The sequence below is a fragment of the Actinoplanes sp. NPDC024001 genome (genome assembly GCF_040638955.1).
Taxonomy (GTDB): domain Bacteria; phylum Actinomycetota; class Actinomycetes; order Mycobacteriales; family Micromonosporaceae; genus Actinoplanes.
The window spans coordinates 31,907-46,888 of the sequence record NZ_JBEZZB010000035.1 but is presented as its reverse complement, the minus strand read 5'-3'; the positions used below and the strand labels follow the sequence as shown (position 1 = coordinate 46,888).

The 14,982-nt window shown below is 71.8% G+C and carries 6 protein-coding genes; 4 read left to right on the top strand and 2 right to left on the bottom strand.

The genetic code is table 11. The features are described 5' to 3' along the window. Positions 1-85 precede the first annotated feature (85 nt). The 3 genes from AB0F81_RS16105 to AB0F81_RS16095 all read left to right on the top strand — a co-directional run bounded on the left by AB0F81_RS16105 (position 86) and on the right by AB0F81_RS16095 (position 3,653). Positions 86-1,465, top strand: coding sequence for a tetratricopeptide repeat protein (locus AB0F81_RS16105; protein WP_360197310.1), 1,380 nt, complete (start codon positions 86-88; stop codon positions 1,463-1,465). After that, entirely contained in the window at positions 1,462-2,550 is a 1,089-nt protein-coding gene (locus AB0F81_RS16100) for a hypothetical protein (RefSeq protein ID WP_360197308.1), read from the top strand. Before AB0F81_RS16105 ends, AB0F81_RS16100 begins: the two co-directional genes overlap by 4 nt. 395 nt (positions 2,551-2,945) lie before the next feature. After that, the gene (locus tag AB0F81_RS16095; protein ID WP_360197306.1) at positions 2,946-3,653 is read left to right on the top strand and encodes a hypothetical protein; all 708 of its coding nucleotides are present in this window, start codon (positions 2,946-2,948) and stop codon (positions 3,651-3,653) included. A 61-nt stretch (positions 3,654-3,714) separates the two neighbouring features. On the opposite strand, the gene AB0F81_RS16090 is transcribed toward AB0F81_RS16095, so the two are convergent. Beyond that, positions 3,715-9,864, bottom strand: coding sequence for an RHS repeat-associated core domain-containing protein (locus tag AB0F81_RS16090; protein ID WP_360197304.1), 6,150 nt, complete (start codon positions 9,862-9,864; stop codon positions 3,715-3,717). Positions 9,865-9,875: 11 nt separating this feature from the next. Next, positions 9,876-13,709, bottom strand: a complete 3,834-nt coding sequence (locus AB0F81_RS16085; protein WP_360197302.1) for a LamG-like jellyroll fold domain-containing protein — start codon at positions 13,707-13,709, stop codon at positions 9,876-9,878. 306 nt (positions 13,710-14,015) lie between these two features. On the opposite strand from AB0F81_RS16085, the gene AB0F81_RS16080 reads away from it, so the two are divergent. After that, positions 14,016-14,897: a hypothetical protein gene (locus tag AB0F81_RS16080; protein ID WP_360197299.1), complete on the top strand. Its 882-nt coding sequence runs from the start codon at positions 14,016-14,018 to the stop codon at positions 14,895-14,897. Positions 14,898-14,982 lie beyond the last annotated feature (85 nt).

The window sequence follows — 14,982 nt, the reverse complement described above, 5'->3', positions numbered from 1 at the left end:
CCTCGTGCCCCCTCCCCGGCCCCCCCCCGCGCGGGGGGGGGGCGCCCCCCCCCGCTTCCCCACCTGGGAGACCACCCGGGGGTACGTGACCGCCTGCCTGCGCCACGCCGGCCGGGAAGCCGAGATCGACACGGCTCTCCCCCAGTGGCGCCGTGCGTGGGAGGACGCCTGCGTACGCGAGAAAGCCAACCGTGCCGAGCCGCCGCCCGCAGCCGATCCCCCGCCGGTGGCGCGCCGCCCCCGGCGGCTGCTGTGGCGCCCGGCCGCCGTGCTCGTCGTGCTGGCCATGCTCACCACGCTGGCCGCGGCCGCGGCCCGGCCGCCCACACCGGCGCCGATGACCGGCCTGTTCAACATCCTGGTGATGCCGTTCGCCGGGCTTCCCGCGCTGGAGACCACGCTGGCCCGCGAGCTCGGCCGGTGGGCTCAGGACGAACCGATCATCACGGTACGGGGCCCGGCCGACGTCGACCGGGTCCCCCTGGAGCGCGCCGCCGCCGAGCACGGCGCCGACGTGGTGCTGACCGGACGGCTGGCCACCGCGGGCGAGAGCTGGACGATGACCATCGACGTGCTGGTGACCGACCGGGTCTTCGCCGAGACCCCCGAGTTCGTCGGCCACCACGAGATCAGCCTGACCGAGCCGGCCGGCGTCATCCGCGGCAACATCGAGGTCAACCGCCAGCTCGTCGGCGACGCGGTCCGCTACGTGCAGGCGGTGGTCGCGTTCGTGCGCGGCCTGGGCCGGTACGCGCTGGACGACTATCCCGGGGCGGAACGCGACTTCCGCACCGCTGACCGGGGGCTGTCCACGATCACCGACACGATCCGGGCCGAGGTGGTGCTGCTGATGCTGGGCAACGCGCTCGGCCGCACCACCCGGTATGCGGAGGCCGCGCAGACCTACCGGCGGGCCCTGCAAGAGCGGCCGGAGTACGCGCGGGCCACGGTCGGCCTCGCCGAGGTGCTGCGGGTCAGCCACCGCGACGACCCGGCGGAGCTGCGGCAGGCCTCCACGCTGTATCAGCGGGCGCTGGACCGGCACGAGGGCCCACTGCTGGAGATGAAGGCGCGGCTCGGGCTCGGCCTCACCTACCAGAGCCTGAGCGTGATCAAAGCCGGCAACCTCTGGACCGAGGCCGACGCCCAGTTCACCCGCGTCCTGCAGGCCAACGGCGCGGCCGAGCTGCACGGCGAGGCCGAACGCCAGTCGACCCGCCTGGCGGCGGAGGCGCGGGCCGGCCAGGCCCTGGCCGCCTGGGTGGCGGGCCGCAACGCGGAGGCGGCGATCGCGTACGAGGAGGCGCTGGGCATGCTGAGCCGCATCCAGGTGGACCGGCCCTCCCTCCGCGAACGCGAACTGATCTTCCTGCACAACCTGCGCGACGTGTACCGCGCGATGGACGCGACGGCCGAGTCCGAGGACGTCGAGGCCAGAATCCGCCGGGCCGGGGGCAAACCTTGATCCCCAGGCGCTACGTCGTGGTGCCGACCATCGTCGTGCTGGCCTTGGGCGCGGACATCGCTGTGCGGCTCCTGGACAGCGGCGCCCCGGGCAAGGCTGTCGCGCCCGCTGTGGCCGGCCCGCCGCCGTCGGCTCCGGCCCGGGTCGTGCCGGTGCCGCCGTCCGGGTCGGTGCCGCCCGGCTGGTCGCCGTCGTTCGCCACGACGGCCGGCACCTCGCCCGCCTCTCAGCGGCACGCCGGCGCCACCACCCCGACGGTGGTCCTGCCGGGCGCCTCGCAGCCGACCATCCCACCGCCGGGCGCGCCGCCGCCGAACCGCCCGACGCCGGACGGCAGGGTGCCGGAAGAACAATTACCCACCGGGCAAGCACCAGGTGGCCGGCCGCAGACCGCCTCGCTCGACGACCTGCTGGAGCGCGACGACGAGGTGCCGGACGGCGTCGCCGAGCAGCTCGCCTTCTTCTCCGGAGGCGGCACCGAGTGCCAAGCCGTGGCCCTCCAACCGCCCCTCGATGTGGAGGTGTCCAGTAACCGCACGATCCCCGGCGTCCCGTACATCTGCCTGCTGTCCACCCTCGACGACACGGTGCGGGTAACACTGACCACGCCCAGCGGTTCGGTCCTGACCGCCATCCGGCCGTGGACCGGCGACGGCCGGGACGCCATCCCCGTGCCGCTGGCGCCGGGCAGCCCACCCGGCCGCTACCGGATCAGCGTCCAGCAGGGCAAGGACCCCGAGAAGGCGACCACGGAATTCGTGGCCGGACCGGCACGTGTGCCCACCGTCCAGATCTTCCCGGGCATCGCTTTCCCCGGCTCGGCCGTGCACGTCTACCTCGGCGGTTTCCCGCCCGGCCACACCGACCTTCACCTGTACGCGTTCGAGAAGGAGACCGCGGACCACCCGATCTACCGCACCACCCACAGCGTCACCGTCGACGCCACCGGCACGGCATACCTGACCCTGCAGACCAGTACGTTCACCAAGCCGACCCACTACACGTTGGTCAACGAGCTGTACTTCGCCGACCGGCCGGACGGTGTCGCCCGGCCGGAGGCGTACGCGGGCTTCTGGCTCCGATGATCACGACCCGGCGCCGCATCGCCGCGCTGGCGGTCGCCTGCGTCACCGTGGCGGCCGGGGTGGTGATCCGGCTTTCCCCGAACCCGGAGACGCCGGGCGCCGCGGAGCCGGGCCCGCAGGCCGTGCCGTCGGCGTCACCATTGAGCCCGCAGTCCACGCCTGGTGCTTCGCCCCCGACCTCGCCGACAACCTCGACATCCGATCCGCCGGCTCACTCGATCGCGCCAGTCACCTCATCGTCGAGGCACGGCCCGCGCGCCGCCGCCACTCCCTCCCCGCCGGACCCCCGGCGGCCCGCGCCCGGCGGCACCCCGACGCGCGAGCCTGCCTCCCCGCCGGACCCCGGGGCGCGCTCATCACCGCCCGCACCACAGCTGGCCTCCCTGGAAGAACTCATGGAACACAACGGCCCGCCACCGGACGGCGTGGCCGAACAGCTCGACTTCTTCCTGGGCGGCGGGCCGGACTGCTTCTGGGAGGAACCGCCGGGCAAACCGACGATCCAAGTCTCTCCCGTCGTGGAGATCCCGAGCATTCCGACCGTCTGCCCGGCGGGTTTCGGCGACGTGGGCAGGATTTCGGTCGTGCTCACCGCTCCGGACGGGACCACTACGAGGCGTTCCGGCGGCGAGTTCGAGGGTGTCACGTTCCCGTTCCTGTCGGGCGCCCGCACCGGCCGCTACCACCTCCGGGCCACCGCCGGCGGCCGGAACGCCACCGCATCCTTCGAGGTCCGCCGGGCGGCCAAGCCACGCATGTGGATCGACCCGGGGGCCGCCGACTGGGGCACGAGCATCGACGTCTACATCGGTGGCTTCCCGCCGGGCCGTCCGGCCGACCTGCACCTGTATGTGTGCGGCCCGTTGCAGTACCGAGCCACCCGGAGCGTCGCGGTCGACGCGCGAGGCGAGGCCCATCTCATCCTGCGCACCACGGCCGGCCAGGAGAACACGGAGTGCTTCGCGATGAACAGCCCGCTGATCTTCGTGCCCGCCGACCCGCCGATCCCCGGAGACGGCCCGCTGAACCAGGTGTTCACCCTGCAACCGGCGTCGGACCCGGCCGCCCCACCGAATTGCGGGAGCGGCCGGGTCCGATGCTAGGACTCCACCGTGCACGTCGACGCCGGCGGGCACGGCTCAGACGTGCCGGCCTACCGGATCATCACCGTGGATATTCGCCGTAGATGTAGAAGCATCCCGGCTCACCACAGCCATCGGACGTCAGGATCTGTTCACGGACCGCCTCCATCACCAGGACCTGGACGTTGCGCCGGTCCGCACGCATGCTCGCACCCAGCTGCGCGCCGACCTTGTTGTTGTGCAGGTCGATCTTGGATTGGTCACCCTCCCAGTCGTCGCCGCGAGCCTTGGTGTTGACCGTCACGTCCACCTCATGAGCGGCACCGAGCAGCATCGCGTCCTCCACCGAGACACCGCCGGCCGTCAGCAACGCCATCCACATGCCATGCAGCACGGCGTTGGCCTGGCCCTTGGACACGCCCAGATTGCGCAGCTTCTCCGCCTCGTGCCTGGCGATCTCGCCGGTCAGGTCCGCGAGCAGGCAGGCTTCCGGACCGGCGTAGACACACCAGGCCTTCTGCGCCGGACCGTTCTGACTGTTCTCCTCGATCCTGCACAGGTATCCGGCAAAATCGTTCGCGCACCGGTCCGAGGCCCGCTGGGCGTCGAGCATCGAGTAGAGGTCGCGAAGCAGGACGCGGCGCATCTCCTGTTCCTGGGCGTCATCCCAGGGACGGCACCACGAACCCTTGCAACTGGGCGGCCGAACACCGGAGCCTCGCTTCGAGGCAGTCTTGGGCCGGAAGTGTCGCTCCCGCGCGGCATCGTCCTTCGCCGCCCACGGGCCACGGGTGTTGCCCGGGCAGAGGTCGCCCTCCTCGCGGCCGTAGCAGCGGCCGTCCGGGTCGGCGTTCGTCACCGGATTGTTGCCGCCGTACGAGTAGCCGTTGAACTGCTGTGGATTCTCCGGGTCGAAGACCGGGTCGACCGAGAGGAACCGACCGTCCACCGGCTCGTACTCACGGGCGCCCAGGTGGACGGCGCCGGCCGGGTCGTTGTCACCGCCCACGAAGCCCTTCTCGGTGGGCCACGCGGACTCGGTGCCGCGCGGTGAGCCGAACGGGGTCTGCCGCCGCGTCGTCACGGCTCTCGTGGCCGCGTTGATCGCTGTCTGCTGTGTTCCCTGGTGATCCGCGTACAGCCAGGTCAGATTCGCGGGCATCGAGCCTCCCGCCCGAGCCGCGATCGCGGTGCCGGCCAGCGAGTAGTACCGCGTGCCGGTGACCGTCGTGCCCTCCTGCCGGATCTCCTGACCGGGTAGGTAGAGCGTGGCGCCGGTGGAGTCCCGCCGGATCAGACGGGTGCCCTCGGCGTCGTGGACGCTGCTCTGTTCGGTACGCCCGGCGGCCGCGACTGTCGCCACTCGTCCCTCGGCGTCCCACGAGAGAACCTGGCTGGCGGTGCCGGTGCCGCAGTCGTTCGTGGCGGCCGACGCCGGGCGGCACACCGTGTTGCCGGCGGCGTCGTACGCGTACCTCTGGGTCGTGGCCGCCCGGCCGGGAGCCGTCGTGGTCACCGTGGCCAGGGCGTGCGCCGGACCTGGGTCGGCTTTCTGGTAGGACCGCCTGATGTCCCCCGCCGCGGAGTGCGACACCTCGGTGAGGCGGCTGCCGGTCGTGTCATAGGTCCAGTCCTGCCAGTACGGCGCGGGGCCGCCAAGATCCGCAGTCGTGGGCTCGGCGTTGCAGGCCGCAGTTTGCCGCGGGGTCCACGCCGTGGTGAGCCGCGCCAGCCGGTCGTACCGGAAGCACTGCTTGTCGCCGGTGTCGGTGATCTCGGTGATGTTGCCGGACGGGTCGTAGGTGTAGGTGCGGTCGGCGACGCCCGTCACGGTGATCCGGGTGATCCGGCGCGTCGCCTCGTCACGGTAGGTCGCGTCCTCCACGGCGGCCGAGCCGGCCACGCTGCGGACCGTGCCGCCGAGCTCGCCGAACGCCGTGTACTCGGCCGTCGCCATGGTGCCGGCCGACCCGGTCAGGCTGGTGTCGAGCCGCACCGGCATACCCGTGCCGGCGTGGTAGCCGGTGGACAGCTGTTCGGTGACCAGACCGCTGCCCGCGGGCCCGGCCGGCATGCTCATCGTCAGCTGCGCGCCGGTCGGAGCGGCGTAGCCGAAGCCGTAGACGTAGGTGCCGCTCAGTTTGTCCTCGGTGGGCGGGACGACGTAGTTCGCCCCGGTCGGCTGGTACCGGCCGTCGAACTGGCGCACCTGCCACTTGTACGCGTGCGCGCTGCCGGCGGGTTCGTACCGGATCGTCTCGGTGAGCTGTCCACGGAAGCCCGTCTGGCCGCTGTAGAGGGTGTCGTACTTCCAGCGTGCGCGTACCTGGCCGGTGGCCGAGTCGTCGCGCAGCTCGGTCTTGCGCCCTATCCGGTCGTAGCCGTACCAGAGCACCTCGCCGCGCGCGTCCGTGGTCGTGACCACCTCGCCCGCGTCGTTGTAGGTCTTGCTGGTGATCCCCCGGTCCGGGTCGGTCGCCCGGGTCTCGCGGCCACGCACGTCGAACTGCGACAGCCATTCGTTACCCGCCGCGTCAACGACCTTCGTACGGTTGCCGCGGCGGTCGTACTCGTAGCGGGTCTCCTGGTAGTCGCCGTCGACCCCGGCCGCGGTGGTGTGCTGGCGCAGCGCGACCGTTCGGCCCTCGGCGTCCACCACAGTCGTGGTCGCCACACCGCCGGCCTGAGGAGTCCTGGTGCTGAGATCGCCCTCCTGGGTGATCGTGGTGCGCCACTCCTCGACCAGGTTCTCCACGCCGTCGCCGGTGAGGAGCACCTCGGCGGAGACCCGGGAGGCCAGGTCGTGCACAGTGCGCGAGACCGTGGGCACGGACCACTCGGGCTCGTTCCACAGCGTGCCGGATGCCGCACCGGGTTCCACGTGCGCGCCGTACGTGCCGGTCACCCGGCCGTACTGGTCGTGGATCAGGTCGGTGACTACCCGGTTGCCGTCCCCGGCCGCCGAGGGCGACTGGTTCTGCCGCTCACGGAGCAGACCGTCCAGGATCTGGAACGACGTGATGGTGTTGCCGGCGCTGTTCAGCTTCCTGGTCTCGATGTACGGATAGCCGTCCCGTCCCGGCGCGAAGTGGTACTCGTACTGATCGGACGGCTGGTCCTCGTGGCCGGCGCGCGGCCACCCGAGCCGCCACACCTTCGCGGTCCGGCCCAGCGGGTCGTACGCGACCTCGGCGGTGGTGCGGCCGTTCGGGTCGACGGTGCGGGTCGCCGAACCCCAGTAGGGATTGAGTTCACGACGGGTCGACCAGCCGGGCATCGGCCCGGTGACGGTCTCGGTCGTCGCCGGGCCGCCCACCCGCGGCGTGTACGCGGTGGTGGTCACGTTGCCCTTCATGTCAGTCGAGGTGACCACGCGGCCGTCCGGCTGGTAGGTGCGCTGCTCGGCAACCTGCCAGACCGTGCCACTGCCGGCCGCCCAGTCCTTCAACGTCTCGGTTCGAGTCACCGAGCCGTACACCGGCGCAACGGCTGGTCCGTCGGCACCGTCGTACGAATATCGCTCGTCGGAGATGACGTCGTCCGCGCCGTCCGGGACCTGGCCGCACGGCAGGGCGGTCACGGTCGTCTGCCGGACGGTCTGGGTGAGGTTCTTCGTGGCGTTCCGGTTGTAGGCGTTCGCGGTGCACTTCTCGTCCCCGGAAACCGCGACGTCGCCGTCGTCCTGCGTCCAGGTGGTGGTCCCGTACTCCGGGTCCAGTTCGTTCACCTGCCGGGTGACGCGCCAACCGCGGGCCCCGTCCTTGCCGAGGGCGGTGGCGGTGTATTCGGCCCGGACACCGGTGAACCTCGATTCCGCGGTGACGCCGTTGACGGTGCGCGACGCGGTCGGCGCGGATCTCCACGGCACGCTCACCGTCCTGGACACCGGCTTGGTCTCGACGCCGTTGTAGGTGGTCTCCTCTCGCGTCCTACCCGCGAACTGATCTTCGTCGTGCACGGTCTCCTCGCCCAGTGAGGCCGGTACGGTCACGCTGCGGGTGCCGCCGGCCGGCGCCGCCCTGTCGCCGTGCAGGCCACGCAGGAAGTTCGTCACCGTCAGCGTGGTCGGCCCGGCCAGGCTGTCGCCGACCCGAGTCTTGACGGTCGCGTAGCCCCGCCACTGCGACCACGTCCGGCGTTCCGGCCGGGTCACCCCGTCGTCATCGGCGTAGCGCCAGGCGGGCGCGCCGACGTACTCGTACCAGGTGTGCATCGACCGCGCCTGCTTGCCGCCGGCGAGCTGCACGTCGTCCTGGGCGACGTGCTCGACCCGGTACTTGTGCCACCACTCGGTGATGAGCCGCTTGTCGTTCGGGTCGAGTGGATCAGGCACCAGCACCGGGTAGCAGCGCTTGGTGTTGGTGTGCGGCGTCGGCGGGCTGGTCGCGGTGCACTCCGGCGCGCTGTAGTCGACGTGCGTACGTGCGCCGGTCTCGGTGACGATGTCAGAGATCCGCAACCAGTTGGTGGTCGTGCCGTTCGCCGTCAGCACCCGGTTCGCCTTCGACACCGCGCCGAAGGTCACCGGCGGCATCGCGGCCGTCCCGCCGACGAGTCCGGCGTGGTCGATCCGGTCCAGCCACAGGCCGGTGTGGGTGCTGTCCGCGCTGGCCGCGAAGGTGTGGGTGAGCGTCCACTTCTCCACGTCCTGCCAGGCGGGCGTCTCTTTGGTGGTGTCCCAGACGCGCGTGGTGACGCTCGCCAGGCGCTTCGTGCTCCAGAACGTCGGAGCGTACTTCTGCGGACAGGCGGTAGCGGCGGCGTTGCATGCCTGGTCCCAGGGTGTGTCCTTCCAGTTCTCCCGGACCGGCGCGGCCTCGGTGCCGCAGTTGGCGACGCACCGCATCGCGTTCTCGAACACCACCTGGGCGCGCGGGGCGATCGATCGTTCGGTCACACCGTGCGCCTCGGCGGTGCGATCGAAGGTCCCGTAGTCGATACGGGTCAGATGACCCACCCGGTCGTACCCGGTGTCGTCCGCGTCCACCTCGTTGCGGGCGTACTTGTTGGTCTCCTTGCCGTACCAGTACGACATGGTGTTGCCGCGCACGTCGACGACGTAGTCGAGCTGCCACCGCCAGGCCTGGCCGCAGTACGAGCCGGCGAAGTTGCCGCTCTTGAAGCAGGGCTCGTTGGCGTGGTTGCCGTACACCGGCGCGGTCAGCGTGCTGTTCGTTCGATCGCTGTGCCCGGGCAGGGCGTTCAGGCCGAAGAAGTACTGCGTGCCGTCGGTGGTGGTCAGCCTCCAGTACTCGCCGTCGTTGTCGCCGTTGGCGGCGCCGGTGAACCGTTCCACCCGCGAGCCGTCCTCACCACGAAGATGCCAGCCCTTGCCCGCCTCGTGGATCAGCTCGCCGCCGCGGCCGTTCATGCTCAGCGTGAGGTTGTCGGACTTCCAGCACAGATCGCTGACCTTCTTCGTGTTGCCGCCGGGGCCCATGTCGTCCGAGCAGGGAATGTAGCGGCGCTCCAGGTATCCGGGCGAGTACTCGAATCCCTCGCCGATCATCGACGGCTGGTTGTTGGTCACCTCCGAACGGCCGTCGACCGACTGGGCCGAGTAGGACAACGAGATATCCGGCTGCGGCCCGGTCGCCGGCGGCGTACGCATCGGATAGCTCCAGGTGAAGTCGCCGGAACTGCCACCGGCGGTCCAGGTGCCGGATGCCTGCAGCGAGGTCGCGCTGAAGTCCCCGTCGCCGCCGGACTCCGCCGCCGCCAGCACGACATACGAGTCCCTGGCCGAGACCGGGGCGTCGGTCGAAATGACGCCCTTCGCGACGTCGTTGGTGCTGCGCAACCGCACCGACCGGCATGACGGGACGTCGGGCGTGGTGAGGGCGCATTCGGGCACCTGCCACAGTCGCAGGCGCGACGCCCACTCACCGCCCGCGGCGTACCGGAAGCCGGAGTAGTTCACTGACAGCGGGCTGGTGCCGCTGAGCGACATGACCAGCCGGTCCCGCCACTGTTCCGGCAGCGACGTCCGATCCAGCAGCCGCACGGTGACGCCTCTCGCCGCGGACACGGCGGCCGTCTTCACCGGCCACTCCGGTTTGGGTGCGGGCGCGTACCGGACCCGGTTCTGCGCCCACGCCTTCCCGGCGGCGACCGGCGCGCCGTCCTTGTCGACCTTCTCGGCGGCCGGCTCCGCCCTCGCTGCGGCAGGAACGCCGGTGGGCAGGGTGAACAGCAAGACGGCGGCCAGTGGCGCCGCGAAACGACGAAACATCAGCTCTCCCCTTACGCTCGGCGCCACAGAACACGGCCGGCGGCGTCCTGCAGCAGCAGGTCACCGTCGTCTTTCAGGACGAGACGGTCGGCGCCCGTGCCCCACGTGCGGGTGTCCCACAACGGGGTGCCGTCACTGCGGTAGACCACGAAGTTGCCGTCGGTCTGCACGTGGCAGAAGGCGCCCGGGTTTCCCCACGTCCGGGTGTCCCAGACCGCCGTGCCGCCCTGGGCGACCACCAGGTTGCCGTCGCTCTGCATGCGCAGGGTGAAGTTGCCGGCGTCGGACCTGATCTCGTCGCCGGCGTCGAGCCGGGTGCCGCGCAGCAGCGCGTTCTCGCCGGGCTCCGGGCCGATCTGGGCGTGGTACTGCGTGGCCACCGCGGTGTCGGTCAGCGCGCCCTGGAAGACCGCGACCTCGTCGATGCCGCCGGTCCACTGGCCGCCCGCCGGTCCACGCCCGACCAGCAGGGGGCCGGACCCGGTCGGGGCGGCCGCGGTGAACGCCTTCGCACCGCTGAGCGCGCCGTTGACGTACAGACGGATCTGCTTGCGCCCGGGGTCGTAGGCCGCCGCCAGGTGGGTCCAGCCGTTGGCGCCGGGCGCCTCGGCCGAGTCGACGCTGGTGGCGCCGAGCCGGAAGCGCCACCGGGCGGCTGCCGCGTCGTAGGTGATCGCGGCCGCGCTCTGCGCGGCTGCGACAGTGCGGTCCGCGGTCAGGTCGGTGGGCATCACCCAGGCGGAGATGGTGAAGGCCTGATCGGTACGCATCACCGGCGCGTCCTGCCAGCCCCCGGACGACTTGGTCGCGCTGCGCCCGTACTCCTGGGTGGTCTCCTCCTCGGCCTGCTGCTCGGGGAAGTAGCGGTTGTCCAGCCAGATCCCGGCCTCGCCGGTGGTGCGGCCGGCGCCGACGTCCACGCCGCGGGTGAGTGCCTGCCACCGGTTGAACGAGGTGGCCGAGTCGGGCGCCTCACAGGTGTCCGGCACCGAGGTGTCGTAGCAGGGCACGGCCGCGTTGAAGTTCCAGGCGCCGACCTGGACCGGGGTCAGGATGCCGGGCTCGTTGAAGCCGCCCGACTCCGGGTCGGAGGCGGGCCGGCCGGTGAAGTCCTCGGCCAGCAGCACCCGGTCGAAGACCTGCACGTCGGCGATCTGCCCGAGCCAGTGGTCGGCCATCGCCGGGCTGCCGCCCTCACCCGACCACAGCGCGCCGCCCACCGTGAAGGCCCCGCCGGCGTTGAACGGCACCGCCATCACCGTCCGGGAACTCGCGAGCGCGCCGTCCACGTACAGGCTCATCTGTTTGGTCGCGGCGTCGTAAACCGCCGCCAGGTGCACCCACCGGCCGATGTCCGCGGTGGTCACCAGCTCGGGCGAGGCGATCGTGGTGCCGCCCGGGTCGAGGTCGCCGCCGGGCAGGTAGAGGCCCCACCGCGGCTGGCCCTCGACCATGCGGTAGCCGAAGAAGAACGAGCTGCGGTGGGCGCCGGACTGCCCGGCCACCGTCCGGTTGCCCTCGGGCAGGTCGGGTGCGGGGGTGGCCGGGTTGTTGTCCATCAGCCGGGCCCAGGCCGCCACGCTGAAGCTGCCCGCGGTGTTGACGATCGGGGTGGTCGTGGACAGGTTCGAGTTGCGGTTGAAGTAGGCGACCTTGCCGCCGACCAGGTGCGTGTCGTCCGTCCACTCCACCGGGGAGTTCCCGGTGGAGGCCAGCGGCGTGTCACCGGCCTGGCCGGGGCGGCGGTCGGTCAGGGCCTGCGCCTGGGTGATGCCGGGGTAGGTCTCCAGGCCCCAGCTCGCCACCGGTGGGGACGGGCGGCCGACGGTGATCGTGTGCGAGTTGAGGTTGCCCAGGTTGCCGGTGGCGTCGATGCTGCGTACCCAGAGGGTGTTCTTGCCGAACCGGGGCGCGGTCAGCGTGACGCTCGCGTCCTTGTTGACGCCGGTGGTGGCGGCGATCTCGGTGGCCGGCGGGCTGGACCAGCCGTAGCGGAACTTGACCACGTCGGACTCGGTGGTGTGGAAGACGAACGTGACGGGACGGCCCGCACCGGTCGGGGTGGTCGAGCTGATCTCCGGCCCGCCGGGCACCGTCGTGTCCACCGCGAACTTGCACCACGGGCCCCAGCCGCTCCACCGGTTGTACGGCGCCGGGTCCTTGGACGTCACGTGGAAGGCGTACGTCTTGCCCTGCACGAGGGTGATCGGCTGGGAGGTGGCCCGGGTGTTCGCGGTCGCCGACGGGTCCGGGCCGGGCTTGAGCTTGGTGGTGGCGTCGTCCGGGTTGCCCGACGCCGGCACCTCGACGTATTCGAAGTAGCCCAGCAGCGTCTGCGAGTCGGCGTCGGGCAGCACCGCCGACAGCGTCGGGGTGTAGGTGCCGACCGACAGCACCCCGGTCTCCGGGCAGGCCACCCCGGCGACCTGCAGCCCGGTCGGCGGGGTGGGCACCGAGTCGTAGTCGACGACCAGCTTGGCGTCGTTCGGGAAGAACCGCTTCCACCGGTTCTGCGTGGACTCGCCGCCGTGGCCGCTGTCGCGGGCGGTGAGCGCGACGTTTACCTCGCCCCACCGGTCGTTCGCGGCCGTCTGGATGATGGCGTTGAGGTTGGCGCTCTGGAAGTTCATGTACATGTCCGGCCGCGGCGGGTTGCAGCCGCCCGCCTCGTTGGCGCTGCCCCACGCCTCACCCAGGTACGTCCACAGCGCCATCCCGGACCAGCTCGCCTTCGGCACCGAGTTGATCGCCGACGTGTGGTAGAGCGACGACGGGGTCATCGCGCAGGCCCACGAGTGGTCCAGCTTCATCTCCACCCGGGCCGCGTGGATGTACTTGCCGCCCAGGTGGACACCGTTGGCCGTGGTGGGGAACGCAAAGTACGAGCGGTACAGCGCGCCGCTGTCCGGGTTGCGCCCGACCCGCGCCGCCGACAGGTCGTTGCTCGATCCGTTGTTGGTGGCGTAGGCCCACTTGTTCTTGAACACCGACCAGTCGGGGTCGATGTAGATGGGGAACACCCGGTCCTTGGCGTCGAGAACCTTCGGGTCGGCCTTCAGCACCAGGGTCTTCCCGCTCACCTCGGCGCGCACCGGCGCCACCTTCGCGACGTCGCCCGCTGCCAGTGCCGTCGAGCGGGCGGCCGCGCCGGGTGTCGAGGCGGTCTTCGAGTCCCACATCAGCGCGGGCGCGGCCTCGGCGACCGGCGCGCCGCCGGCGGTGGCTCGCAGGGTGCCGTCGGCGTCCTGGTTCAGCGCCACGTCCCCGCCCACGGTCAGCCGGGTCGTGCGTACCGCCGGGTTGGCCGCCGCCTCGGCGGTGCCGACCACGAGTGTGTGGGTGAACCCGGTGTGCGTGGCCCGCACCACCAGGTCCACGCCGGGCAGCACGGCCGGATACGTCGCCGAGTCGCCGGAGATCTTCGGCTCGGGCAGCTTCCCGGGCCAGGACAGCGTCATCGCGTGCCCGCTGCGGGCGACCGTGATGAGCGGCCCGTCGCCGCCGCTGAAGCTGACGTCGGCGACCGACGCGGCCGGCCGCAGCCGCCCGTCCGAGCCGCGGGCGAGCCGCAGGTCGATGTCGGCCCAGCCGTTACCGGTACGTGCCCGCTGTGGCACCACCGCGGACTCGAACGACAGCCGGCCGTCCGCCCGCGCGACCACCTGGGTCAGTTCGGTTCTCGACTCGGCGACCACCACGTCCCGCTTGCACTGGGTGGCCAGGGCCCGCGCCCGGGACTCCCCGGCCGTCACCTCGGCGCAGGCGGGGGCGCTCACCGCCGAACCGGCCGGCACCACCACCGCCAACGCCCCCACGAGTGCGGCAGACAACAACGCGCGCAGCATGACGCGCCCCCTCCCCCTTGCCGACCGGCTCGTCGCGGCCGTCTGCGAAGGAGGTTCCGGCCTCGCCCGGCGCCTCGGAACAGGCGACCGGAGATCATGCACAAAGGATGGTGTTCACGCAGGTCAGCGAATTGTGCACGGGGTGACCTCGCACAATGTCCGAGCACGCAACGCAACTGACGTCCGCACGACATTCCCGCCGAAGCAGCTTAGATAGTCTGATGTCGATCCGACCGGACGGGCACTGGGGGCAGCCGGGTGGGCGAGACACCGAGCACCGGGCGACGCGGACGCCGCGAAGGTGCGATGGACGCTGCTCAGCCCGCGCACCGTCGTGAGTTCGCCGGGCGGCTGCGGGACCTGCGGCGTGAGTGCGGTCAGCCGGCGTACCGGGTGCTCGGCACGCTCGCCCACTGCAGCTACACCTCGCTGTCCGAGGCGGCCGCCGGGCGGCGGCTGCCGAGCTGGGAGACCGCCCGCGGTTACGTGACGGCGTGCCTCCGGCACGCCGGGCGGCAGGCTGAGATCGACCGGTTGCTGCCGCAGTGGCGCCGGGCCTGGGAGCAAGCAGACGTACGGGAACGCGCGCACCGCCCCGAGCCGCCGCCCCCGGCCGGTGCGCCGTCGCTCGAGCCGCCGCGGCCGGTGGCGTCGTGGCGCCGGCCGGCCGCTGTCGTCCTGGTCGTGGTGGCGCTGCTGGCGAGCCTGGCCGGGGCCGCCGCCACCTCGCGGGCGCCGGCGCCGATGACGGGTCGCCACAACATCCTGGTCGTGCCGTTCCAGGACGCCCCGGCGCTGCAGCGGACCGTGGTTCACGAGCTGGAGTCGTGGTCGGCGCGGGACGGCACCGTCGCCGTCCGCGGACCCGGCGGGGTGGAACCGGCGAGGCGCGAGGCAGCGCTACGGCGGCTGGCCGGTGAGCACCGCGCCGACATCGCCGTGACCGGCCGGCTGCACACCAGCGGCGACAGCTGGACCCTGGTCATCGACGTGGTGCTCACCCACCGGGTGCTCAGCGAGACCCCCGGGTTCGTCGGCAGCCACGAGCTGCACCTGACCGAGCCGGCCGACGTGGTCCGCGGCAACGTGGAGGTGAGCCGGCAGCTGGCCGACGACGCCGTGCGCTACGTCAAGGCGGTGGTGGCCGTCCGCGAGTCCCGCGCGGCCCAGGAACAGACCGGCGGCTGACGATGATCAGGTGGCCGTCGCGGCGCCGCGTTCGAGCCGCCCGCGGCCGACGCCGGCCACATCGCTGGGCGACGTGACCGTCAGC

Bases quoted from the DNA above. Each gene is read 5' to 3' on its own strand.
- AB0F81_RS16085 (WP_360197302.1), bottom strand. From the start codon at position 13,709: ATGCTGCGCGCGTTGTTGTCTGCCGCACTCGTGGGGGCGTTGGCGGTG.
- AB0F81_RS16090 (WP_360197304.1), bottom strand. From the start codon at position 9,864: ATGTTTCGTCGTTTCGCGGCGCCACTGGCCGCCGTCTTGCTGTTCACC.
- AB0F81_RS16080 (WP_360197299.1), top strand. From the start codon at position 14,016: ATGGACGCTGCTCAGCCCGCGCACCGTCGTGAGTTCGCCGGGCGGCTG.
- AB0F81_RS16095 (WP_360197306.1), top strand. From the start codon at position 2,946: ATGGAACACAACGGCCCGCCACCGGACGGCGTGGCCGAACAGCTCGAC.